This window comes from Spiroplasma endosymbiont of Seladonia tumulorum, from assembly GCF_964020235.1.
Classification (GTDB): Bacteria; Bacillota_I; Bacilli_A; order Mycoplasmatales; family Mycoplasmataceae; genus Spiroplasma.
In genome coordinates, this window is the sequence record NZ_OZ026545.1 from 1068302 (window position 1) to 1092797 (window position 24496).

General features: G+C 25.3%; 31 protein-coding genes and 3 pseudogenes. 8 read left to right on the top strand and 26 right to left on the bottom strand.

What is annotated here, in order from left to right; translation table 4 throughout:
- Window positions 1-223: 223 nt before the first annotated feature.
- The 6 genes and pseudogenes from AACL22_RS06805 to AACL22_RS06830 all read right to left on the bottom strand — a co-directional run.
- A pseudogene (locus AACL22_RS06805) lies at window positions 224-624 on the bottom strand (spiroplasma phage ORF1-like family protein); the annotation flags it as partial.
- Window positions 617-925, bottom strand: coding sequence for a hypothetical protein (locus AACL22_RS06810; protein WP_338990637.1), 309 nt, complete (start codon window positions 923-925; stop codon window positions 617-619). The gene AACL22_RS06810 and the pseudogene AACL22_RS06805, both read right to left, overlap by 8 nt.
- 11 nt (window positions 926-936) lie before the next feature.
- On the bottom strand, window positions 937-1173 hold the full coding sequence (locus AACL22_RS06815) for a hypothetical protein (RefSeq protein WP_004028554.1): 237 nt from the start codon (window positions 1171-1173) through the stop codon (window positions 937-939).
- A gap of 18 nt (window positions 1174-1191) precedes the next feature.
- Window positions 1192-1626 (bottom strand): hypothetical protein, encoded by a 435-nt coding sequence (locus AACL22_RS06820; RefSeq protein ID WP_338990639.1) that lies wholly within the window; start codon window positions 1624-1626, stop codon window positions 1192-1194.
- Between the two features lie 3 nt (window positions 1627-1629).
- The gene (locus AACL22_RS06825) at window positions 1630-1962 is read right to left on the bottom strand and encodes a hypothetical protein (protein ID WP_338990642.1); all 333 of its coding nucleotides are present in this window, start codon (window positions 1960-1962) and stop codon (window positions 1630-1632) included.
- Between the two features lie 48 nt (window positions 1963-2010).
- Window positions 2011-2337 (bottom strand): hypothetical protein, encoded by a 327-nt coding sequence (locus AACL22_RS06830; protein ID WP_338990644.1) that lies wholly within the window; start codon window positions 2335-2337, stop codon window positions 2011-2013.
- An 822-nt stretch (window positions 2338-3159) separates the two neighbouring features.
- Between AACL22_RS06830 and AACL22_RS06835 the strand changes: the two genes are divergently transcribed.
- From AACL22_RS06835 to AACL22_RS06850, 4 genes are all read left to right on the top strand, one after another.
- Window positions 3160-3336: a hypothetical protein gene (locus AACL22_RS06835; protein ID WP_338990646.1), complete on the top strand. Its 177-nt coding sequence runs from the start codon at window positions 3160-3162 to the stop codon at window positions 3334-3336.
- Between the two features lie 221 nt (window positions 3337-3557).
- Entirely contained in the window at window positions 3558-3821 is a 264-nt protein-coding gene (locus tag AACL22_RS06840; protein ID WP_338988671.1) for a hypothetical protein, read from the top strand.
- Between the two features lie 140 nt (window positions 3822-3961).
- Entirely contained in the window at window positions 3962-5368 is a 1407-nt protein-coding gene (locus AACL22_RS06845; RefSeq protein ID WP_338993028.1) for a DDE-type integrase/transposase/recombinase, read from the top strand.
- A 392-nt stretch (window positions 5369-5760) separates the two neighbouring features.
- On the top strand, window positions 5761-6096 hold the full coding sequence (locus tag AACL22_RS06850) for a hypothetical protein (RefSeq protein WP_338990647.1): 336 nt from the start codon (window positions 5761-5763) through the stop codon (window positions 6094-6096).
- A gap of 25 nt (window positions 6097-6121) precedes the next feature.
- Here AACL22_RS06850 and AACL22_RS06855 read toward each other — a convergent pair whose 3' ends face one another.
- The 8 genes from AACL22_RS06855 to AACL22_RS06890 all read right to left on the bottom strand — a co-directional run bounded on the left by AACL22_RS06855 (window position 6122) and on the right by AACL22_RS06890 (window position 10748).
- Complete coding sequence (locus tag AACL22_RS06855) at window positions 6122-6298, bottom strand: hypothetical protein (protein WP_338988709.1); 177 nt, start codon at window positions 6296-6298, stop codon at window positions 6122-6124.
- 6 nt (window positions 6299-6304) lie between these two features.
- A complete protein-coding gene (locus tag AACL22_RS06860) occupies window positions 6305-6778 on the bottom strand; it encodes a hypothetical protein (RefSeq protein ID WP_338990649.1) in 474 nt (157 codons plus the stop codon).
- Window positions 6778-7446 carry an ERF family protein gene (locus tag AACL22_RS06865; protein WP_338990651.1) on the bottom strand — a complete coding sequence of 223 codons (669 nt, stop codon included), beginning with the start codon at window positions 7444-7446 and terminating at the stop codon, window positions 6778-6780. Before AACL22_RS06865 ends, AACL22_RS06860 begins: the two co-directional genes overlap by 1 nt.
- Window positions 7430-8083, bottom strand: coding sequence for a hypothetical protein (locus tag AACL22_RS06870; protein ID WP_338990653.1), 654 nt, complete (start codon window positions 8081-8083; stop codon window positions 7430-7432). The genes AACL22_RS06865 and AACL22_RS06870 overlap by 17 nt, the downstream gene beginning before the upstream one ends.
- Before the next feature lie 621 nt (window positions 8084-8704).
- Complete coding sequence (locus tag AACL22_RS06875) at window positions 8705-8926, bottom strand: hypothetical protein (protein WP_338990656.1); 222 nt, start codon at window positions 8924-8926, stop codon at window positions 8705-8707.
- A gap of 299 nt (window positions 8927-9225) precedes the next feature.
- Window positions 9226-9723 carry a hypothetical protein gene (locus AACL22_RS06880; RefSeq protein WP_338990659.1) on the bottom strand — a complete coding sequence of 166 codons (498 nt, stop codon included), beginning with the start codon at window positions 9721-9723 and terminating at the stop codon, window positions 9226-9228.
- 3 nt (window positions 9724-9726) lie between these two features.
- Window positions 9727-10269 (bottom strand): hypothetical protein, encoded by a 543-nt coding sequence (locus tag AACL22_RS06885; RefSeq protein WP_338990661.1) that lies wholly within the window; start codon window positions 10267-10269, stop codon window positions 9727-9729.
- Window positions 10270-10286: 17 nt separating this feature from the next.
- Window positions 10287-10748: a hypothetical protein gene (locus AACL22_RS06890; RefSeq protein ID WP_338990663.1), complete on the bottom strand. Its 462-nt coding sequence runs from the start codon at window positions 10746-10748 to the stop codon at window positions 10287-10289.
- A 433-nt stretch (window positions 10749-11181) separates the two neighbouring features.
- Between AACL22_RS06890 and AACL22_RS06895 the strand changes: the two genes are divergently transcribed.
- From AACL22_RS06895 to AACL22_RS06910, 4 genes are all read left to right on the top strand, one after another.
- Complete coding sequence (locus AACL22_RS06895) at window positions 11182-11649, top strand: UPF0236 family transposase-like protein (RefSeq protein WP_338990666.1); 468 nt, start codon at window positions 11182-11184, stop codon at window positions 11647-11649.
- Between the two features lie 50 nt (window positions 11650-11699).
- Complete coding sequence (locus tag AACL22_RS06900; protein WP_338990669.1) at window positions 11700-11993, top strand: hypothetical protein; 294 nt, start codon at window positions 11700-11702, stop codon at window positions 11991-11993.
- Between the two features lie 314 nt (window positions 11994-12307).
- Window positions 12308-13351, top strand: coding sequence for a rod shape-determining protein (locus AACL22_RS06905; protein WP_004028011.1), 1044 nt, complete (start codon window positions 12308-12310; stop codon window positions 13349-13351).
- Between the two features lie 57 nt (window positions 13352-13408).
- Window positions 13409-14464 (top strand): rod shape-determining protein, encoded by a 1056-nt coding sequence (locus tag AACL22_RS06910; RefSeq protein WP_338990676.1) that lies wholly within the window; start codon window positions 13409-13411, stop codon window positions 14462-14464.
- A gap of 70 nt (window positions 14465-14534) precedes the next feature.
- On the opposite strand, the gene AACL22_RS06915 is transcribed toward AACL22_RS06910, so the two are convergent.
- The 12 genes and pseudogenes from AACL22_RS06915 to AACL22_RS06975 all read right to left on the bottom strand — a co-directional run bounded on the left by AACL22_RS06915 (window position 14535) and on the right by AACL22_RS06975 (window position 24431).
- Window positions 14535-15305: a TatD family hydrolase gene (locus AACL22_RS06915; RefSeq protein ID WP_338990679.1), complete on the bottom strand. Its 771-nt coding sequence runs from the start codon at window positions 15303-15305 to the stop codon at window positions 14535-14537.
- 9 nt (window positions 15306-15314) lie between these two features.
- A complete protein-coding gene (mnmE, locus tag AACL22_RS06920; protein WP_338990681.1) occupies window positions 15315-16664 on the bottom strand; it encodes a tRNA uridine-5-carboxymethylaminomethyl(34) synthesis GTPase MnmE in 1350 nt (449 codons plus the stop codon).
- Between the two features lie 140 nt (window positions 16665-16804).
- A pseudogene (locus AACL22_RS13805) lies at window positions 16805-18877 on the bottom strand (Mbov_0399 family ICE element protein); the annotation flags it as partial.
- Window positions 18878-19030: 153 nt separating this feature from the next.
- On the bottom strand, window positions 19031-19324 hold the full coding sequence (locus tag AACL22_RS06935; protein WP_338990687.1) for a hypothetical protein: 294 nt from the start codon (window positions 19322-19324) through the stop codon (window positions 19031-19033).
- A 50-nt stretch (window positions 19325-19374) separates the two neighbouring features.
- Window positions 19375-19842, bottom strand: a complete 468-nt coding sequence (locus tag AACL22_RS06940) for a UPF0236 family transposase-like protein (RefSeq protein WP_338990689.1) — start codon at window positions 19840-19842, stop codon at window positions 19375-19377.
- Window positions 19843-20153: 311 nt separating this feature from the next.
- The gene (locus AACL22_RS06945) at window positions 20154-20390 is read right to left on the bottom strand and encodes a hypothetical protein (protein ID WP_338990692.1); all 237 of its coding nucleotides are present in this window, start codon (window positions 20388-20390) and stop codon (window positions 20154-20156) included.
- A gap of 183 nt (window positions 20391-20573) precedes the next feature.
- Entirely contained in the window at window positions 20574-20846 is a 273-nt protein-coding gene (locus AACL22_RS06950; RefSeq protein ID WP_338990694.1) for a hypothetical protein, read from the bottom strand.
- A 263-nt stretch (window positions 20847-21109) separates the two neighbouring features.
- On the bottom strand, window positions 21110-21370 hold the full coding sequence (locus tag AACL22_RS06955; protein ID WP_338990697.1) for a hypothetical protein: 261 nt from the start codon (window positions 21368-21370) through the stop codon (window positions 21110-21112).
- 320 nt (window positions 21371-21690) lie between these two features.
- Entirely contained in the window at window positions 21691-21912 is a 222-nt protein-coding gene (locus AACL22_RS06960; RefSeq protein ID WP_338990700.1) for a hypothetical protein, read from the bottom strand.
- A complete protein-coding gene (locus AACL22_RS06965) occupies window positions 21903-22265 on the bottom strand; it encodes a hypothetical protein (RefSeq protein ID WP_338990703.1) in 363 nt (120 codons plus the stop codon). The genes AACL22_RS06960 and AACL22_RS06965 overlap by 10 nt, the downstream gene beginning before the upstream one ends.
- 583 nt (window positions 22266-22848) lie before the next feature.
- Window positions 22849-23298, bottom strand: a complete 450-nt coding sequence (locus AACL22_RS06970) for a hypothetical protein (protein WP_338990706.1) — start codon at window positions 23296-23298, stop codon at window positions 22849-22851.
- Window positions 23299-23400: 102 nt separating this feature from the next.
- Window positions 23401-24431 (bottom strand): annotated as a pseudogene (locus AACL22_RS06975) (rod shape-determining protein).
- Window positions 24432-24496: the final 65 nt, after the last annotated feature.

Here is a 24496-nt window from a genome sequence, read left to right on the forward strand (position 1 = left end):
CTTTTACTTTATTCAATAAATCTTTATGTTTTTCACAAGTTCATAAAACTTTATTTGATAAAAATTCTTCAATAATGAATGATATTACTTTATAACAATCATTAACATCACATATTTTTTATTGCTTAATTATCATTACCTCCTTTTAGGAGTTGTTTTATTTCAAATAAAAAAAACAACCCTTTAATAAGAGTTGTTTTGTTCTAATTGGTTTACACTATACAACATCATAAAATTTATTAATGTTATATTGTTTAACATAATTATCTCAATTTTTATATAAATCCATAAATTTATCACTAGGTTTATTGTAAGAAACACCAGTTGAATAACTATCCTTTAAAAAATCTAAGTATCATTTATCATTATAAGTTAATGATTTTGATGTTTTTAAAGTAGGATTAATAAAATAATTGGTATCACTTCAATTTTCAAAAAAGTACTGCGTAAAAACATTGTATTAATAAAATCAGTTTCATTAATACCAGTTTCCACACTCCGCTTTGTTCTTGATTTTTCTGTTGTTTGTGATTGATGGTTTTGTTGTAATATCATTGCCCCTAATGAGAAAAAAGAAATCAATAAAATTGGTACAAAAGAAAATAATACTAAAAACTTACGCATTATTCTCTACCAACTTATTTTTACAATTTTCTTTTATTAATTTAATAATTTCATTAAATAAATAACCATAAAAATAATGAATTATTAAGATATATCACAATATATCAAATCATAAACCATAAATTATATAACCATTTATACCAGCATATTTCTCTTTTAATTCTTCAATCGTTGAAACTGTATCTAAAATACATACAAGCGTTAACGAAAAACTTATAATAAGATATAAAATTAAATCAACCCAAGAAATAAACAAACCATTTTGTTTCTTTTCTTTTTTATTTTCTACATTACTTTTCATAAATTCAACTCCTAACTATATAATGTTTTTGAAATAATAAAACCAATAATATATAAACTTGATATTGTTAACATTAACGGATGACTAAATAAAATCGCCATTTTACCAAAAATAGATAACAACCAAGTATCAGAATTATATAAATCCATAATAATATTTTTTGCTGATGTCAACTGATTAATAATAACTGTAATAAAACCAGTTCCAAATATAGCGATTGCCGCTACCAATAAAACTAACTTAATCATATAAATTCAACTCCTTACTTATTTTTTTATTCTTTTAGTGCTATAAATTCTTTTAAACCCTTGTTCTCTTGTTTTTGTTTGTTTTGCTAAACTTGATAACTGTTGTTTATTGCGACTAACTTTAAATTGTTTTCGTTCTTTAATGTATTTTTGTAAACCTTGTTTAGTACTAGAAACACCCCGAACAGTAGCACCGTATAGTTTAGAACTATTAATAACACCACTTTTAACTGTTGAACTTAAATCGTTATAATTAGTTGATGTTCCATGAATTGCATAAATTGATAACTTAATAACCATAAAAAAGATTAAAAAATAAGCAATAGTTATATTTGTCATTGGTAATTTAGTATTTCAAATCACATCAAAAACAAATAAAAAAGTATCAAAAATAAAACTAAAAATCTTATTTCAATTATCATTATTAACGCTTTCACTTAATAAATTACTCATTTTTTATTTTTCCTTTCCTTTTTTTGCTTTTAAATTTTCTTTCAAAATATCAATATCAAACAATTCTAAGCGTTGTTTATTGTTTAATTTTGATATATCTTTTCAAAAGTATTCTTTTTTATTAATAACTTCATCATTTTTTAAATCACGAACAAAACTTAATCAATAACTATCATATTTATTGGCAAATTCAAGCGGAATAATTATCTTAAAAAACCGAATTCCTAAACCAACATCTGATTTATGTTTTGCTCTTTTACCTTCTGCTGTTCGTTCTACTGATTTTGTTTTTCAAATTTCATAATCCGTAATATCTTGGAAAATACCAATTCGCATAACAAAACTACGATTAAAAATATTACCTAATTTTGACTTAACAGGTTTTTAAAATGAAATCGGAATAATAATACCACTTGCTAAATGACGAATATTATTTCACATCATACCCTCACGCTGTACGGTAAAAATCGTTCTATTTTTAAAATGTCTTGCTAAAACAATCCACACATTTTTACCACCATGAACTTTTTTAACTTCGTGGGGACTAGTTCCATCAATATATAAAAAACTCTCATCAAACAAAATTAAACTATCATCAGGTGGTACTAATTTAGTTCTATCAGTAAAATCTAAGTTATTAAAAGTTAAAAGTTTTATTGCATCATCTTCAATTGGATAATTACTATAAATTTTCTTCGTTAAAAGTTTCATAACTTGTGATAAAAAAGTTAAAAGTAATGTTTTACCAGTTCCTAATTTACCAATAATTACGGATAATGGATTATCTCAAATAAAGTAAACTAAACGAAAAACATTTAACTGATAAAAAACATTTTTTCAAACTCACCAAACAAAATATACACATTGTAAAGCAAATAATAGTCAAAATACTAAACCAGTATAATTTTGTTATTACTGAGGGTGGTAATAATAAAGGCAAAATATCTGTAACAAACGGTTACAATGATGAATTAGCAATTGATGATCTAACTAGTGGCGGTGAGTTTGTTAATTATATGAGAACACGACAAATTGGAATTAAATTAATGCCTACTCAAACAAAAAACAGGTGAATTAGAAATTTGAGACCCTTCATTTAAAAATAATGATATAACTGCTAACTTTGAAATTATTAAAAAAAGTACAACATCAGAATTAAAAATAACTGATGACACATTACCAACTACAAAATATATTAATGAACATTATCAAATTAAAAGTAGTGATTGAGAAATTGTAGATATTACTGATTGAACTCCTAATGTTAGTGAATATCAAATAAAAGATTGAGATAAAAATAAATATAAATATAAAGTATGAGTTGATAATCAATTTTTAAATAGTTTTTATTTATCAACTTATAAAGGATTTACAGAAAATATATCAAGTGGAATAACAACTACTGGTAATGAAAATCAAATTGCACAATTAAGAAATAATAAAAAAATTATAATATATTCAAAAAATGCTGCTGCTAAAATGACTAAATTATATATTGAAAGAAAAAAAGTAAGTTAGGAAGGAGATGTTTTTATGCCAAAAGTAGAAGTTAAAGATGTAATTATGTTTTTGAAAATCTTTGGAGTTTCATCATTGTTTTTTATCGCAGGAATTATTATTTGTTTTATAGGACCTACTAAATTAGGAATTGGTTGATCTGCATATGTAATTATTGGTGCAATGCTTAATGGTTTGGGGTTGTTGTTTTAATTATTGAAACTATTAGATTTATCAAAACACATAACAAACAACAAAAACAAGATAGTATTGAAGATGTTATTAAAAAAGAAGATACAAAATAAAGAGGTGTTATAAATGGGATTATTACCAGCAAAAAAGAAATTAAAAAAAGAATATGATAGAGTGCACCCCAAAAAGTAAGTAAAATAAAAAAAGATTTTGCTAAATTTTTATAGGGGGTGCATTTTTATATGGCAAAAAAAGGACAAAAATATAACAAATATACATCAGAATTTAGAACAAAAATCATTGAGGAAATTAAACAAAAAAGTTGTTGAATAGTAGCAAAACAATATAATATAAATGCAAATACAGTAGAATCTTGATGAGCAAATCATAAAAAAGGAAAATTAAACAATCCTAAAGGACCTAAAATTTCTTTTGGCAAAAGAAATTTAGAATATTATAAAACAAGGTATGAATTATTAAAAAAGCTCCATGACTTTTACAATTAAGCAAACTAAGAATTGTCTCTTTTATTAAACAAAATTTTTGTGAATATTCAATAAAATTATTACTAGAAGTAACAGGGTTAAAACGTAGTTATTGAGATAAATATAAAAATTATGACAGTAGCAAAAAAGATAAAAAAGCAATAAATGATATTGTAAAAGTCTATGAAGAAAATTTAAAACAATTTGGTTATCGAAGAATTACTAAATATTTAAAGGAAGATTATGGTATAAAATATAATTCAAAAAAAGTTTTAAGAATTATGCGTTATAATCAAATACAACCTGAATATGTAAGAAAAATGAGAAGAAAAATGAAATATAAACAGAATAAAGAAAAAAGCTTATTGCAATATCCTGATTTAATTAATTGTAAATTCAATGATATAAAAACAAGGTTTTCAGTACTATATACTGATGTAACATATTTAATTTGAAAAGGAGAAAGATATTATCAATCAACAATTATTGATGGATATACTAAAGAAATAGTTGATGTAAAGTGATCTAAATATAATGACAATAAATTAGTAATGGATAATTTAAATGATGCAATTAATAAAATAAAATTAATAAAAAAAGATCTGAATGGAATAATAATTCACTCAGATCACGGATATCAATATACATCCACTATTTATCACGATAAATGTTTATCTAACGGTATTACAATTTCAATGGGAAAAAATTACCACTGTGCAGATAATATTGTTATAGAAAGTTTTCATTCATTACTTAAGAAAGCTACAATCCATAATAAAATATATAATTCACATGAAGAATATATACAAGATGTTATAAAATGAAATACATGATATTCAAATCGTAAAGAAAAAGATATAATTAAAAAAAGTAAATACTTTTTATTAGTACTTACTAAAATGGGTGCACTCTATGATATTGATAGTTATTATCTTAATTTAGCATCAACGATTACTAATCGTAAAAATGTTACTGTTCAAAAACATAATGAGATTTTAGAAAAAAGAATTTGTGAAGATAATGCTAATTTTTTAAATCCGCGAGATTTAGAAATTAGCATTTATAATCCACTTACTAATCAAAAAATAGATACTAAATTAATTAATAGCTTTTTAAAAATGCAGGACTTTACCAATAAGAATTGATATAACGAATATAAAATTAATAAGAATGGTAAAGGTGCATATTTTATTTTTGCTAATAATTCAAAACTTAATTTTATTACTATTGATTTTTACAATGACCAGTATGATGAATTAAGTAATTTAGTATCTTGCACTTTTGATTATGACCCTTATATTAAAAATGACCAGAGTATTTTTATTACTGAAAAATTAGAGATTGATGCTGTAACTAAACAAGTTAAAGTTATTAGAAAGTTAAAAACACGATTATATAGTACTATTACCGATTTATTTATTGAAAAATATCAAAATTTAAACACGATACAAATAAAGGAAAAAAAATGAGGCTTGAGATCCATTAAAACCATATTATATTGATCTCTTTTTATGGGTTTTTGAAACAAAAGAACAAGATTTATTAATAAATGATCAATCAGAAGGTAAAAAAGAACGAATTTTTTGAAATGAAGATAAGGGACAAAATTTTAAAGCAGTTTATCGTTGAAATGGTGATGGTGAACCTCTTAAACCTTTAATTGATTCAAGTACTGGAAAAATTATTGATTGAAATTTAAAACAACAACCAAATGTTAATAATAACAAAGATAATGAAATTAAAGTAAATGTTAAAAACAAAGATATTTCAGAAAATCCTATTTATCAATTAGAAGCAAATTTTTTTAATTAATTATCATTAACAAATGAATTAGAAACAAATAACATTCCTTCTCTTATTCCATCAGAAAATTTTATTAAAATAGACTATATTTATAGGGGTGGTTGATATTTTTGGGTGGTTATATAGTTTAATTTATAAATTATTTTGTTCTGAAAGGATGGATGGCCACTGTTTGAGTAAGGATGAGAAAGGAAGTAAAAAAATGTTAAATGATACATTAATGATTGCTTTACTTGTATTAGCGGGTGCTGGTGGAATGGGTAGTCTTGGTATTCTTGGATTATCTGCTAAGAAAATTAAAAAATATAAAGCAGAAATTAGAGAATTAAGAACAGCTGTTATTGCACACGAAAAACATTTACGAGGACCTGAATATGCAACAGAATTAGCACTTAAAACAGGTCAAATTAAAAATGTTAAAAAACAAGTTAAAGTAAACAACAAAAAACAAGAACAAAAAGATGCTATTATACAACTAACAAATAGTATTTAAAAAAATAACCTTAATTGGTTATTTTTTATTTTTCTTTATTGTGTTTTATATAAAAATTAATAAGATGTTCTATTCGTTGTGAATAAGTATCAAAATTTAATTTATTTCAAACTTTTTCTTCATTTTCATTTAAGTAAACATTTATATTACGAATTTTACAAGAATAATATTTTCTTGTTTTTTGATTGTATGATTGTTTCATAATATATTACCTCTCATAATGAGCAATAATAATTGCATCGCGTAAATGATTACTTATTTTATCATTATTATAAAATCAACCCTTACCATATTGATAAGTTAAATTAGTATCTTTATCAAATTTTCATAAATAACTATCATTATATTTACTTAAATTTTCTATATTTTTAATCACTGATTTAGTATAACGGGGTGATATTCAATTAACATTATTTAATTTGTGTGTATCATATTTAGTTACTCCAATTATTTTTAATAAATCATCACGGTCTTTTGAACCATTAGCATTTGTATATAAGCAATTTTCAATGTTTACAAGACAAACACTATTGCAGTGTTTAAATAATATATCTTTAATAAAATCAACTTGTTTTATTCATAAATAATTAGTAAATTCTAATTTTTCCTTTAATTTATTATCTTCATAAACAACAATAGCGGTAGTACCAGTTCCTGATGGGTCAATACCTATTTTTATCATTATCTTAAAAATCTTTCTTTAAATTGATAATAAAAATCTTCGCTTTGTTTTCTAATCAGAACTGGTGATAATTTTTCAACATTTAATTCTTCTTTTAATCAATTTTTACCTTTTGAAATAATATCTTGTTCTATTTTTGTATTTGTAATAAAATTTTTAATATTATTGAAATGCTGTTCACTCATTCAATTTGGATTTGAGTTGTTAATAATTTCTGTTTGTTCTTTTTCTTGTTTAGAATTAATTTTACTTATTTCACTATTATCGGGGTCTAATTCTTCGGTTGGTAAACCTAATAGTTTGCTTAAAACATATTTAACTCCATAAGTTAATGCTGACCCAATACTTTTACCGGGGTCAGTATTTTTCCCTGTAAAAGGTCAATAAGTTTTAATTTCTTCTGTTTCTTTACATAAAGTTAATTCCATTTCAAAATATGGTATATCATTAATTACTTTTAAAGTATCTTTCACATAACTCCAAATATATGTAATATGATGCTTTTTAAATTCTTTTTTAACTAATTCTAATACTTGTGCTTCACCAAAATAGTTATAAATTGTTCTACCATTCATTTGCATTGTTTGGTTTTTTTCTAAATATAATGATAAATCGTGTTGTATTTCACCAATACTTGCTATTAATGTTTTTTTAGTTTCTTGTGGCATTTTCTCATTCCTCTCTTTCTTGTCATATTAAAATTGCTTCTTTAATTTGTTCTAAATTTTGTTTAGTAATATCAACTTTTTCTTTAATTACTATTTTTAATTTTGGATTTATAATTATCATTAATATTTTTTTATTATCTATACAAAAGTCTTTTTCTAATAAATAATAAAGTTTTAATTGCCAAATATAGCGTTCAATATCTGTTTTCTCATTAGAACTAGTAATTTTTCAATCACATATTATATATTCATTATCAGTTGTTATTCCAATAAAATCAGTTGTCCCACACATTAAAGGACTATAAAGTGTTTTTTCAGTTTCATAATATTTAAATTTAATATCTTTAAAAGTTTCTTGATATAGTTTTGTAAAATTTTTAAATAATTCACGATGTGATTTTATTTCACAATCAATAAATTCAATTAATTCATCATCAAAATTATTTTTTATTCAAACATCAATCATATTATGTAAACATATTCCACGATTTTGTGCTAATTTTAAAATATTCTCATCAATTTGTGAAAAATCTTTTAGCACTAAAATATTAACAATTTTACTTACACTAGGTATTAAAATACTATACTTATGTAATTCATCATTAAAAATATATAAAGGTTTTAAATCTAATCTCATAAAATTGTTTCATCATTACCAATATTTTGATTATCATTATTAAATAATTCTTTTTTATTCTGTCATTTTTTTCCTCCTAGTTTTAACTCGCTGGCACTCACTCCCAAGTGAAAGTGCCAAGCGAGAATTAGTTATATAAGTATTTATCTATTTATTTACTACGCCATCCGCTTCACTGGGTGAGCGGTGGCGGTATGTTAATTGTTTGAATGTTTAATAATACACAGTTGTTTTTTCTTTTTGAAGCCAGAGAGTTTTTTCTCTCTTCATCCGCACCATTTCAGGTCAAAGCGTTTAGTTTTTAAAATAAATCTACTCGCACCTTGAAGAGCCTAATGCTAGCTTTGTGGTTATTAAAACCGCTGCCATCCTCTATGGGATAAATCTATCGCAAATTTATTTATAAAGTGACCATCTCTTTGTTTATTGTCGTTTGATGTTGACCTTGCACTTATCACGACTATCGCTTAGTTATAAAACCAGCGCCGATTTACTTTTTTCCTCATACACTATTTCAGTACTTGCCTCGGCTGGTTGTGGGAATGAGTGTAAACTCATGTTCTTATGGAAGCACTTAGTTAAAAATAACTGCCCCACACTGCATTAAGTTGTTTTATTAAATTAAAGTTTTAAAAAACCAGTTTCATAATCAAAGATAATTTTTGAATTTTCCAGTTTCTGATAAAACCGCTTTTGTTTTTTATCTTTTGTATGATTTAATAACTCTTTATGTTTTTTACAAGTTCATAAAACTTTATTTGATACAAATTCTTCGGTAATGAATGATATTTCTTTATAGCAATCACTAACATCACATATTGTTTGTTGATTATTAATTTCCATTACTTACTCCTTCCTTTATTAAGTTTTTTTATTAGCAAATTAATTAACTGAAACAGAGAAAGGACAACACCTTAAAATTAGAGAAAAAACAGGTACACTTTGTAAAAATTTCTAAGATATTTAATAAATGTGTAAACAACTTAAAGAGGGTATCAAAAAGTTGTAATAAAAGTTTCTATTTTAAGAATTTAAGATGCTGTCCTTTCTCTGAATCAATTAATAATTTTGGTTTAACAAATAAAAAAACCATTTTAGTAAATGGTTTAATTTATTATTTCTATTCAATTTCTATGTATTTGTTAAAACCCTTCTTTTTTCCATGCGCCCCTTTTAGCGGCAGTAATTTCATCTTGGCTTGGTTGTTTTTCCAAAATAATTTTACATGTTTTTGGATATAAAATTGTTGGTGTTGCATATTGTATTTTACCAATTCATTTAGGATTAGCAGTATCATTATCTAAAACTTGTTGAATAGTATCTATATTAATTGGATATGCTCATACTTGTTTATTAATAATTAAACCATTTACATTAGTAAAATTATAACCTTTATCACGATTAACTTGTCCTTTTGTATATATTTTTTCTAAATGAAAACTTTTAGACACAGGAATACCCATTGCAGTATTTTCATATAATTCACCATTAACCATTGCTTTTAATTGAGCTTGTGAACCAATTACTTTTAAATAAGCAGGTGTTAATCCTAAATATGCTCTTCGTCCTAAAACCATAAACATTTTATCTGTTGGTAAACCAAAATATAAATTACTAATTTGATTTGTTAATTCAATCAAAGTTTAATTTAATGTAAAGAATGCTTTATTTGCATCATCAGCATTTTCAGCTGTATAACTACGAAATGGAATTACTTCATATTGACCATCTGCTAAACAATAATCATAAATAGCCTGAATTAATTCACATTCTAAATTAACAAATTTATTCTGTACAACACTAGAAATAGCATTAGCAATAACACCATTTTTAATATTTTGTTCTATTAATGCCAAATCAAATGCTTCATTCATTAATTTTAAATTAAATCTTTTATCAATAGGAACTGGAATTCTTGTTAATCCCATTGTTTGAGTTGTCCCACCATTTGGTAATGAATAATCATCTTGTCATACTACACGATGAGTTAAATTATATAGTGCTTGTCCTGCATTTGATAATCAAGCAACTTGTTCTGCGGTTGCAGTAGCATACTGCATAATACTTGCATATTCATTATATAAAGGTCCACGCAATAAAGCATTAACCATATCAACATACGCTTTTTGATCTGTTGTATTACCTTGTAATATAAAAGGTACTTGTGGCAAGTTAATTGTTGCCATAATATTTCACTACCTTATTATCTAAGGTTTTTAAGTGTATAATCAGTTAATTTTTTAATTTCATCAGGAGTATATGCTCCTTTTTCTTTAATAGTTTCAATTTCATCATTCTTATTTTCAGTTGATTTTTCAATCATATCTTTAATAAAATTAGTTGGTGAAACTGATGGTTGTTCTTCAACAAACAAATCAGGTTTTAATTCTTTTAAAGTTTGCATTTTTTCAATTAAAGAACTACCACTAACTTTTTCTAAATTAGTTTTAATATCTTCAATTTTAGTAGATGGAACATCTTTAAATGCTTTTAATTCATCTAATTCATTAGATAATTTAATAAAGTCTTCTTTTGATATAACATCTTCGCGTTTTTGCACACTTTCTCTAATTTGCTTTGCTTCATTATTAAACTGATTTAAGATATTTTCTGCAATCTCTTCACTTAAGCCTTGTTCTATTAATTGTTCTTTTGTAAGTGCCATTTTATAAACTAGAGTGCACCCATTTTAGTAAATACTTTTTATTAGTACTTACTAAAATGGGTGCACTCTAATTGACTCTTTTTTTGCTAATAAATATGAAGAAAGTAAAATTTTATTTATAGAACATATTAAAAACCTTGATGATGAAATATTTTCTAAAAAAGAATATAAGAAAGATAAATGATTCGTAAAAGAAAAACGATCTAGAAAAATAGTTGATGAATGAGGAGAATTAATTTATCTACGAAGAATTTATCGTAGATGAAATAAAGAAACTAATTCATGAGAAAACAAAGCATTTGTAGATGAAAAAATAGGAGTTTTAAAATATCAAACATTAACTTTAAATTTAGAATTAAAAATATTAGAATTATCTGAGGGAAAAAGACAAAAAGATATTTTACATTGTTTTCCAAACATAAACTTAACTAGAATGAAAATTTCAAATGTTATTAGAAAATGTGATATTGAGTATTTTAGTAGTCATTTATTTAATGAATTTGAAAAGATTAAGTTAGAAGAAAATTCATGTCTTTATATTTTTATGGACGAAGGTTTTGTTTCATTAAAAGAAGATAAACAAATTAAAGATTTTAGATGTCGGATTACAACATTTAATACTGGTTTTAATTTTAAAAAATGTAAATATAACAGAAAAGTATTAGCAAATAAAAGAGGTTTTGTTATATTAAAAGAACAAAAAACAGGTGAAATTAATACCGAAAATTATGTTCAAAGAATATTAATGGAATTAGAAAGATATTATATTTTACCTGAAAAATTTAAAATTATTGTTGGTGGCGACGGTGACGGTTGAATTATACAAACAGCTTCTTTTTTAGGAGCTAAGTATGTTTTAAATCGATTTCATTTTTCGAAAGAATTAAAAAGAGCTTTTTAAAAGGAAGAAAAACCGAAACAAAAACAAATATTTATAATGAATGTTATAATTTGTTTATTAATGGTAAGTATGATAAATTATTAAAAATTGCTAATTCTTATCACAAAACTAAATTAGTTAGATATATTAAAAATCATAGTAAAGGCATTAAAAACCAAAAAATAGAATATAACATTGGTGTTTCAGCTGAAAGTGATATATCTTGATTTCTTAAATCAACTTTGGGGTATGGGGCAAAAGCCTACGCATATAAAACATATAAAAATTTACTATACTTAAAATTAGCAAAAATAAATAAAATTGATGTAATAGCAAATATTAAGAATTTTTATACTTTTAAATAATTAAAATAAGGTAAATTTAAAAATTTATTACTTTTTGGTCGTCTTATTAAAATAATGTGTTAATATAAATTTAACAAATAAAGAGGGGTTGTTTCATTTAGGAACAATAATTAATCCTTAAAAAAACCCGTATTTAATTTACTTACCCATTATGGAATAATTTTTAGGAAAGATTAAGATTTATGTTATAATGTTTTTGTATTGTATTCTCTATCTGAAATTAAATATAGAGACTAGCAATTCATTTTATTGATTAATCACAAATATATTAATCTAACTAATTAATTTAACAAGAAACAGGAGAACAAAATTACATGGCTTTATTTAATAGTGCAAAAAAACCGGCTTTCGTTTCTATGGATTTAGGAACTGCTAATACATTAGTATATGTTTCAGGTTCAGGAATCGTTTACAATGAGCCTTCAATTGTTGCTTACAGAATTAAAGAAAACAGAATTATTGCTGTAGGAGCCGAAGCTTACAAAATGATCGGAAAAGGAAATAAGTCAATTCGTATTGTTAGACCAATGGTTGACGGAGTTATTACAGATATTCGTGCAACAGAAGCACAATTAAGATATATCTTTACAAAACTACGTATTACAAAACAATTAAAACATTCAATTATGTTATTGGCTTGTCCTTCAGTAATTACTGAATTAGAAAAAGCTGCTTTGAAAAAAATTGCTATGAACTTAGGAGCATCAAAAGTTTTTGTAGAAGAAGAAGTTAAAATGGCTGCATTAGGTGGCGGGGTTGATATTTACAAACCTGCTGGAAACCTAGTGATTGATATGGGAGGAGGAACAACAGATATTGCTGTTATGGCCTCAGGAGATATCGTATTATCAAAATCAGTTAAAGTTGCTGGAAATTACTTAAATGATGAAGCACAAAAATTCATTCGTTCACAATATGGTCTAGAAATTGGATCAAAAACTGCTGAACAAATTAAAATCGAAATTGGGTCATTATCAAAATACCCTGACGAAAGAAGAATGAAAGTTTATGGACGTGATGTTGTTTCAGGATTACCAAGAGAAATTGAAGTAACGCCTGAAGAAATCAGAGAAGTATTAAAAGTACCAGTATCAAGAATTATTGACCTAACAGTTCAAGTGTTAGAAGAAACACCACCAGAATTAGCTGGTGATATCTTCAGAAATGGAATTACAATCTGTGGAGGAGGAGCTTTAATCAAAGGGATTGATCGTTACTTTACAGATACATTACAATTACCATCAAAAATTGGAGAACAACCATTATTAGCTGTTATTAATGGAACTAAAAAATTCGAATCAGACATCTTTGATATCTTAAGATTGGAATCAATGCATGTAAAAGAATTAAATTACTAGAATAATCATTAATTAATTGATTATAATAGTTATTAAATTGTTAAGGAGGACAAAAACGTGAGACCAGAAACTAGACCATTTATTTCTCTTGACTTAGGAACTGCTAATGTTTTAGCATATGTTTCAGGACAAGGTGTAGTCTACAATGAACCATCATTAATGGCTTATAACAATAAAACTAACAGTTTAATTGCTTTAGGGAAAGCTGCCTATGATATGGTAGGAAAAACACACGGAGATATCAGAATGGTGACACCATTAGTAGATGGAGTTATCGCAGACATGGAAGCTGCACAAGATTTATTAAAACACATCTTTTCAAGAATGAAAATGATGAACATTTGAAAAAATGCTATTGTATTATTAGCATGTCCAAGTGGAGTTACTGAACTTGAAAGAGAAGCATTAAAAAATGTTGCTAAAGAAATGGGCGCTGAATTAGTTATCATTGAAGAAGAATCTAAAATGGCCGCATTAGGAGCAGGAATTAATATTGAATTACCTCAAGGTCATTTAATCATTGATATTGGTGGAGGAACAGCTGATTTAGCTATTATTTCATCAGGTGATATCGTTGTTTCAAGATCAATTAAAGTTGCCGGAAATCATTTTGATGATGATATTCGTAAATACATTCGTTCAGAATATAACATTGCAATTGGGCAAAAAACAGCTGAAGATGTTAAAAAATTCATTGGTTCATTAGTTAAATACCATAACGAAAGATCAATGCAAATCTACGGACGTGATATTGTTTCAGGATTACCAAAAGAAGCAAAAATCTCTTCAGAAGAAATTAGAAATGTTTTATTAAATGCATTTTCTAAAATTACAGATTTAGTAATTGAATTATTAGAAAATACACCACCAGAATTAGCTGGTGATATTATTAGAAATGGAATTACAGTTTGTGGGGGAGGAGCTTTAATTAGAAATATTGATAAATATTTCTTTGATATTTTCCAATTACCAACCAAAATAGCTTCAGATCCATTAAATTGTGTTATCGAAGGAACAAAAATCTTTGAAAAAACAATTAAGAAAAACATCGAAAATGGTTTATATAATTTCCAAGAAAAAGGATTATTATCATTAGGTAAAAAAAGAAAATAAATTGAAGCAAAAAAAATATTAGGTTAACCTAATATTTTTTTATTGTAATTTTTAAATTTAAAATTAAAAACTAATCAAGGTTAAATAACTTGCGTGCATTCTTATTAGTAATACGAATCATTTCTTCAACTGGCATATTCTTTAATTCTGCTAATTTTTTAACTGTATACATAATAAATTTAGGATAATTCTTTTTCCCTCGATATGGATCAGGAGTTAAATATGGTGCATCAGTTTCCACTAAAATTTTATTTAATGGTACCATTTTAGCAACTTCCCGTAATTCCTGAGCATTTTTAAAAGTAATATTACCAGCAAACGAAAGATAAAATCCTAAATCTAAAAATTTTTGAGCCATTTGAATTGTCCCATTATAACAATGCATCAAACCTTGTGTTATTTTTTGTTCTTTTAATATTTCATAACAATCTTCATAAGCATCACGGCAATGAATGGCAAGTGGAAGATTATGTTGTTTTGCTAATTCAATTTGTTTAATAAATCAATGCTTTTGTAAATCTGGAGAAACAGTTTTATGAAAATAATCTAAACCAATTTCGCCAACAGCAATTACTTTATCACTATTTAATAATTGATCTAATTTCTCTAAATCTGAAAACCCATATTTAGCAACATCAGTTGGATGAAACCCAATTGTTGCAAAAACATTATCATACTGCATTGCATGGCGAACTGCTGCTTGGCTAGAATCTAAATCATAACCAACATTATTAAGTCAAAACACGCCACTAATTTTAGCATCAGCTATTATTGCTGATGTTTCTTCGTTCTCATATTCATGTGACATTAAATGACAATGTGTGTCAAAAATTCCTTGCATATTTTCCTCCTATTTTCCTAGGCAATACTTACTAAAAATTGTTGTTAATAAGTCTTCTTCATAGTTTTCACCTAGAATATCACCCAATATTTCTCAAGCCTCATGTAAGTCAACATTAATAATATCAACCGGAAATCCACTCGTACTATTATTATATGCATTTTTTATTGAATTTGCTACCTTCTCCAATAAAGAAATTTGTTTTATATTTGACAAAACTAGTTGATCATCTTTTGTAATCTGGGCTGTTTTATATAAATTTAAAATTTTTTCAATAAGAGACTTGATATCTCGGTTTAATGCTGAAATTAAAAGAATATTTTGTTGCAAATTTTCATTTTGTACTTGCATATTAAGTAAATCGCTTTTATTTAAAACTAACAAATATTCTTTATTTTTAATTAGTTTTTTAAGTTCGAGACTTAAATTCATTAAATCAGCATAATTATCAGCAACAATTAAAATTAAATCAGCATTAATAACTTGTTGACGTGCTTTATCAATTCCAATTTGCTCAATTTTATCAACTGTCTCACGTAAGCCAGCTGTATCAATAATATTTAATGTTAATGGTCCTAAATTAATCTTTCCTTCAACAATATCTCTTGTTGTTCCTGGCAAATCAGAAACAATAGCTTTATCTTCGTTCATTAATGCATTTAATAATGATGATTTTCCAACATTTGGCTTTCCTAAAATTAAGACATTAATACCATCATCAATCATTTTTCCAACTTTACTAATTTTAACTAAATCATTAATTTTTTGTTCTAAAATTAATAACCGCAGGTTTAATTCTTGTGTAGTTAAATCACCAACACCATCATATTCAGGATAATCAATATTTACTTCAATATTTGCAATGATATCTAATAATTCATCACGATATGTACTAATTAAATAAGTATTTTTATTTTGCAAATTATTCAAAGCTATTTTTGCACTAGTATCATTTGTCGCATTAACTAAGTTATTAATAGCATCTGTCTGAATTAAATTAAGTTTTCCATTTAAAAACGCTCGTTGTGAAAATTCACCTTTATTTGCTAAACGTGCTCCATTTTTTAGTAATAACTTAATAATATTATTTGTAACTAATACGCCACCATGGCAATTAATTTCAATAATATCTTCTCCAGTAAAAGAATTAGGTTTTTGAAAACAAACCAAAATAACTTGGTCAATAATCTCTTTGCCATCTCTTAAATAACCATAGTAAATTTGATTCCCGTGTGGAATAATTTTTTTTGAAAAAACTTTATTAATAATTTTATAACTATCCACTCCAGACATGCGAATAATTGCAATTGCTTGCTTTACCATTGCAGTTGCTGGAGCAATTATTGTATCTTCAATCATTTTATAAAACTCCTCTTTTATTAATTTATTATATTATATCAAACAATAAATTATAAATTCAAGTATAAAATATATAATTTTTTTGACAAATTAAAAGGAAAATATTTTATATTTTCCCTAAATTTAATGTAAATATTACACTATCTAATTCTTTTTTTAAAACGAAAATAAAATCAAACTATTCCAATTATTATTCCAATTATTGGAATAATAATAACTGGTAACAATCATCCTAAATATTTTTTATCTCCTGACGTTGGCATTTCTGGATTTATCGGATCAATTGGATCAACAGGGTTAGTCGGATCGGTTGGATCAGGATTAGGTTTATTACCATCAATATAATTTTCAAAAACAAATTCGGTTTTTCCTTCAGCTAAATCACTTGCATCATTAGCATATACTATAACAGTTATTTTTTTAGAATTTTCTAAATTATTTAAGAAATCAGAAAATATTTCATCATTAAAATAACCAGGAACATTATTATGATTTTCATCCGTTGGTGGAATATCATTAATTGAAATTCCATAGTCTTTATTAAAAACTAAATCTGTATAATCAGATTTTTTTAATCCTAAATTAATATATTTTATAATTCAATTTTTTATTTCTTCAATTGAAAAATCACCAAAGTTAAATTTTTGATCATTAAATTTAATTTTTGATAAGTCTTTTACTTTTTCTGGATCATAATTTCGTGAATTCTTAATACTTCCATTAGCTTCATCAATTAATATAGAGGAAAATTGTTTTGTTTTAATTATAATATTAAGATATTTTGTTTCCGTCGCATTATCTAACAATGGTTTTAAAGCATCAACATTACTACTAATATCAATACCCTCTTTTGTTACGACATAATAATCAATACCTAATTTTGCCCCACTTGCTTTTTGGTTAATATAATTTTGAGCATAAGCTAAAACTAAGGAACGAATTTTATTCGTATCAATTTCATTCATTTTAATTGCTGGAAAATTACCAGAAATATCAACAAAATTAGACGGATTTGGATCTGGAGGAATACGCTGTGCTATTATATCTGAAGTATATTCTTTTCAATAACTAGAAACTTGTTCAAAATTTAATTTTTTAATTTTAGTTACATCAAGTTTTTTATAATCAACTAAATAATTTTTTAGATGAATGCCATGAATAGTTGTTTAAAAATCAACTGCAATGTTATTATTACCTAAAAGATCTAAAAAACAGGGGTATTTATCTTGATATTTTGCGCCAATTAATACATATTTTTCATATGCTAAACTATCATTAGTTCTTGTAATATAATGCCAAAAGCCTTTTCAAAACCAATACCTATTAACTGAATCCGGTTCTATTTTAGTTAATCGCTCACGTTCTGTTGGATTAGCAGGACTATCTAAATTACTGTTAACTCCTTCTCGCCAAACCTTATTAACTTCTGCTGGATTAAATAATTGCTGAACTCCCATTCCAACAACTGAGCCTTCTGCTAAAAAGCCTAAATCATAATCTTGTGGATTTCTTTTAGGGTCAATAACTTCACCATATTTATTTAAAGGATTTAATGGAAAAGGATATTGAGATTTTTTCTTTACTCATAATATTTGGGTTTTTGTACCAGTTTCTGGATTAACTTCGGGGGCATACTTTGGATTAGGTTTACCATCAATTGATGGTACAATTAAATCATTTTGATTAGGATTTTTAGCTGGATCTCACGCATATCATTTAGGTAATAAAGTTGGTACTAAATTAGAAATTTTATATTTTATTTGATATTTTGCTTTTTTTCCATCATCATGACTAACAACAATATCATAAATACTTGTGCCATCTTTGCCTTCCGCAACACGTTGATCTTTCATATTGTAAACAAATTTGTTATTAATAACTTCAACAGGTTGACCATTTACTATCATTCATTCAAATGAGTCATTAAGTCCATCAAATTGTAAATGCGCAGTTGTATGAAATTCTAATGTCCCACCATAAGTATCACTTACTTTATCAGGTTCTAATTGGATTGGTTTATCAGAAACCATCCCTTGAGTAGAATCATTTGGATTAACAATTTGTCCCGGAAAAAAATTTAATCTAGCACTTAGTGACTTACCTCAATAATTTTTTGATAATTTTATATTAATCGGTGTTTCAAAAGTTCATATTTCTTGATTGCCAGTATTAGAATTTTTAAATTTAAAAACAGTTGTTGCTTTACGTGTATTAGGGTGAGTAAATTAAATACGGTTTTTTTCTTTTAAGGATTAATTATTGTTCCTAAATGAAACAACCCCTCTTTATTTGTTAAATTTATATTAACACATTATTTTAATAAGACGACCAAAAAGTAATAAATTTTTAAATTTACCTTATTTTAATTATTTAAAAGTATAAAAATTCTTAATATTTGCTATTACATCAATTTTATTTATTTTTGCTAATTTTAAGTATAGTAAATTTTTATATGTTTTATATGCGTAGGCTTTTGCCCCATACCCCAAAGTTGATTTAAGAAATCAAGATATATCACTCTCAGCTGAAACACCAATGTTATATTCTAATTTTTGGTTTTTAATGCCTTTACTATGATTTTTAATATATCTAACTAATTCAGTTTTGTGATAAGAATTAGCAATTTTTAATAATTTATCATACTTACCATTAATAAACAAATTATAACATTTATTATAAATATTTGTTTTTGTTTCGGTTTTTCTTCCTTTTAAAAAGCTCTTTTTAATTCTTTCGAAAAATGAAATCGATCTAAAACATACTTAGCTCCTAAAAAAGAAGTTGTTTGTATAATTCAACCGTCACCATCACCACTAACAATAATTTTAAATTTTTCAGGTAAAATATAATATCTTTCTAATTCCATTAATATTCTTTGAACATAATCTTCGGTATTAATTTCACCTGTTTTTTGTTCTTTTAATATAACAAAACCTCTTTTATTTGCTAATACTTTTCTGTTATATTTACATTTTTTAAAATTAAAACCAGTATTAAATGTTGTAATCCGACATCTAAAATCTTTAATTTGTTTATCTTCTTTTAATGAAACAAAACCTTCGTCCATAAAAATATAAAGACATGAATTTTCTTCTAACTTAATCTTTTCAAATTCATTAAATAAATGACTACTAAAATACTCAATATCACATTTTCTAATAACATTTGAAATTTTCATTCTAGTTAAGTTTATGTTTGGAAAACAATGTAAAATATCTTTTTGTCTTTTTCCCTCAGATAATTCTAATATTTTTAATTCTAAATTTAAAGTTAATGTTTGATATTTTAAAACTCCTATTTTTTCATCTACAAATGCTTTGTTTTCTCATGAATTAGTTTCTTTATTTCATCTACGATAAATTCTTCGTAGATAAATTAATTCTCCTCATTCATCAACTATTTTTCTAGATCGTTTTTCTTTTACGAATCATCCATCTTTCTTATATTCTTTTTTAGAAAATATTTCATCATCAAGGTTTTTAATATGTTCTATAAATAAAATTTTACTTTCTTCATATTTATTAGCAAAAAAAGAGTCAATAAAATTATCTTGTTCTTTATTTTATATGTTAAACTAAATTTACTTGCATCTTTTCACGCAAATAGTGCTTCTCAACTAAATTTTTGTTGATAAGTTTGTAAATATCATTGTTCAAATGTTTCTCGGTCTCTTTGTGTTGCTTGATTAGCAATATCTCCGAAAATTCTTTGTGGATTTTGTGCCACAATTATCTCCTTCTTTCTATTTATTAAATACATTGTCAGTATCAATAATTTTATTTTCATCTGTTTTATTTGTTGATACTCCACCAGTATTTACTGGTTTTAATTTCATTAAATCTTGATAATCAGATTTTAACTTAGCTTTAATTACAGCAACATCGTCTTTAATATCATAATTTGTATTGCTTAAAACTTTTCTAATTTCTTCATCGAAGTTAATGAATCAATAAAATTTCAAATATCAATTCTTTTTAACTTTTCGGCTTGTTTTTCAGAAAGTGTAACTAATTCGCTAATTCTTTGTTTTTGTTCTGATTTTAGTTTTATAAGTTCTGCATTATGTGCATCTAATTCTTCTTGATTTGCAAAAACAAATTCTGCATTTTGAATAGCTAAACTACCATCATCATTTAAAATAGCTTGATTATTGTCATCAACTAAAACATATTTTACTGCCATTTTTTAAATTCCTCCTTTTTTCATTGATGATTGTATAATGCAAAAATAAAAAATGCAGAACACAATCCGCATTTTTTATAAAAACTCCTGATTTAAAGAAGTTGTTTCATTTAGGGTGTAACATTACTGCTACTGTTAAATTATATATTATAAATTTATTTTTGATTATTTTTGGAACGAGTTCTCGGTACTTTTTTAATAATTTCAAATTTTTCAACTCTAATACAATGAAAATATTTTTTTGTTACCTTATTTAAAGTATTTTAAATACTACCAGTTACTCTAATTTCGTCATCTTTTCTTAATTTTAAAAAAGTTGATAATAAATTCGGTTCATATATTGATAAAGTAGTATAATTCATTCCGGATCAACTACATCCTGCAGAACCCGCATCAATTTCTACACCACCAGCTGTTTTGGATACAATCTTAGTTTTTATAGGATCAGAATGAATTTTAACATCAATTATTATTTTATTTATTCATTCTCGTTTTTTCTCTACAATTTCTTTTTTTTGTCACATTCTTTTTAATCGTAGAGCTAACAGCATTTTTTGTAATAGTTGTTTTCTTTTTAGTCACTGGTTTATTTTTTTTATTAACTAAATTGCTTTGAACTCTTGGCATTTTTATTTGACTCCTTTTTTAGAAAATATTGTAAATGTTTTCAAGCATCTAATTCATGTTCTGACATTTTTATATTTTCTTTATAATTTAATTTTATTGTACCTTTAACATTTGGTTCTTGAATTCTTTTCTAATATTTTCTAATTTAGAAATAATTTCATTATCCTTATATTTTTTTGCTAATGCTTTTAACCAAAAAAATGTTTTGATTCCACTTTTATTCCTCCTTATAACAATAAATTTTAATATTTTGTGTATGAAACTGTTTTTTTGTACGATAAACAACTTGATGAACATACTTTTTTTTAATTTCAAAAAGCGGATTATCTGGACTAACCTGATAATAATTAATTACTACATCTTCTACTAATTCATAAATACCAACTAAATCATCATTTATGTCATATATTGCATATACTAAATTTTTAGCTAATCCCATAAAATATCATTCTTATTAAAATTTATTGGTTCAGTATTATTTTTATTAGACTCTTTTTCTGGGTCATTTATTTGCCGTGAATATGCCGACTGATTACCTTTTGCTTGTTTCTCAATAAGTTCTTTAAATTCAGAACCTAAAATATGACAAGTAATAATTTTTTTATTATTTTTAAAAATAAACTCTTCATACAATTGATTTGAATAAATACCTAATCTTACCTGATTAGGAAATTTACCTGGTCAAATTAATTTTTTTGGCTGTAATCAGCTCGCACCATAAGTTTTTGGCGAAACGCAGTTTCTACAATTAAAAGTATCAAATTTTACATCTCGTATATAATTTTTATTCATATAAACATATACAAGTTTTTGACTATATTCAATTTTAAAAACCTCCAGTCTGTTGTTAATAAAGTGTTTTTAAACATGTTATCTAACATGTTATTGAACACATTATTTAACTAATTATTTAACTTGTTTATTAACTTGTTGGTGTTAGTAGAAAAAAGCATACTAAAAAAACATTTGTTAACTTTTTTGTTAATTTAACAAATTTAATTAAAAGTTTAATAAACAAGCTTGTTTTTAACAAATAAAAACGGATTTTCCCTTTTTGGAAAAACCCGTATCTTTTTTACTCGCCCCATAAGTTTAGTATCGGTTTGTATTAATGCTTAAAGGAATTACAAAAGTGGGTGACATAATTGTTAAAATTCTAATTAAACTATTAACTAAATTTTCAATTCATTGATTTGCTTCATCAATTGTTTAAAAGTATTTAGTTAATTTTAAATATTTAACTTCAACTGTTTTTTAAAAAAGTTAAATATTTTTTAACTAATGTTGTAATATAAGTATTAATATCAGTTGGTGTTTTATATCGATATTCAATTTCAATTGCTGATTGCTCACGCTTATATTTATATTCAAAAATTTATGTATCAGATAAAATTATAATTGGATTATAAATCGTCATATAAATAAAGAAAGTTTTTAAATCATAAATATTAATTTTGCCTTCTTCAATGCTGGTAATAGTTGAATTAAATCAATCACTATAGATTTCTTCAATATTTGTTGAACTAGGATAAGGCCAGGCAATACCGCTATTATTATTTAGTAATTGATTTCAAGGTTTATCAATATTAATGTAACCAGACGAAGTCAAAATTTGTTGAATAAATCAATATGAGAAATATGGTTCATTAATTGTTTTGTCAGAATTAAAAACTGCTCCAAAAATTGGTTGATCAGTTTTTGACGTATAAGTTCAATTTGCCAAAGCTTGGCGAATTCGTACATCAATTGTTGAACAACTTACAACTGAATTAATTGCTGGAGTTATAAAAGTTAGTGCTGTTAAAAATGATAATACTTTTTTCATTATTGCCTCACCTTATTATTATAATTTTATCATTTTTCTAAAAATTATAATAAAAAAAAGATAAGTAGTTTTAAACTTATCTATTTTTTTTGTTTTCTTCAATTAAGTCGGTTCTATTTTTTTCTCATAAGCAATACATCCATCAATAACAGATGTTTCGGCGTTTTTAGCTACACGAACAGGAATTTTAAAATAATCTGATAGAAATTCTTTAATTCCGGCAATTTGACCACATCCTCCAGTAACTAAAATTCCATTAGCAACAGCATTACCAGCTAACTCAGCTGGAGTTTTTTCTAAAACTTCGGTTATTAATTGTGTAATTGATGAAAAAATACTTATTAATAATTTCCTAATTTCTGAATCTAAAATTTCTGCTTCTTTTGGCATTCCTGTTACAACATCACGACCGAAAATAATCATTTTTTTATTTTCTTTTGTTTTGCATAATGAACCAATTTGTTTTTTAATTTGTTCAGCAGTAACAACACCAATTAAAATAGTATGCTTCGCACGAATGTATTTTAAGATTTCTTCATCAATATAATTCCCAGCAGTTTTAATTGATTTACTTTCAACAATTCCACCAGCTGAGATAATAGTACAACTTGATTTTCCACCACCAATGTCTAAAATAAAAGTTCCTTTTGGTGCAAAAATATTTTCACCCGCTCCTAAGGCAGCCATTAATGAATCTTCCTCAATTTTTACAAAGTCAGCACCAATATTTTTACACATCTTGATTATTGCTTGTTTTTCTAAGTCTGTAATATTTTTGGGACATGCAATTAAAACAATAGCATTTTTTCATAAATCAGTTACTTTTGCTTTTTTCCCTATTTGTTGAATAAATTCTTCTGCAATAGTTAAATCCGTAACTGCTCCATTACGTAATGGCGAGTAAATTTCAATTTTATCGTATGTTTTGCCATTAACTTTTTAGCATCATCACCTAATGCTATTAGTTTCTTAGTTCCGATTTCATATGCCATTACTGATGCTTCATTAAAAATAATGCCTCTCCCAGCAACATAAGCAATCGAATTAGTAGTTCCTAAATCGAAAGCAATGAATTTCCGGGGTGCTTTTGGCGAAATGTTAAATGTATTTTTCAATACGTCTGATATTGCCATCTTTAAAATGTCTCCTTCCGTTTATTGCTTCGTTAAAAAACATAGCAATAATAATAACATAATAA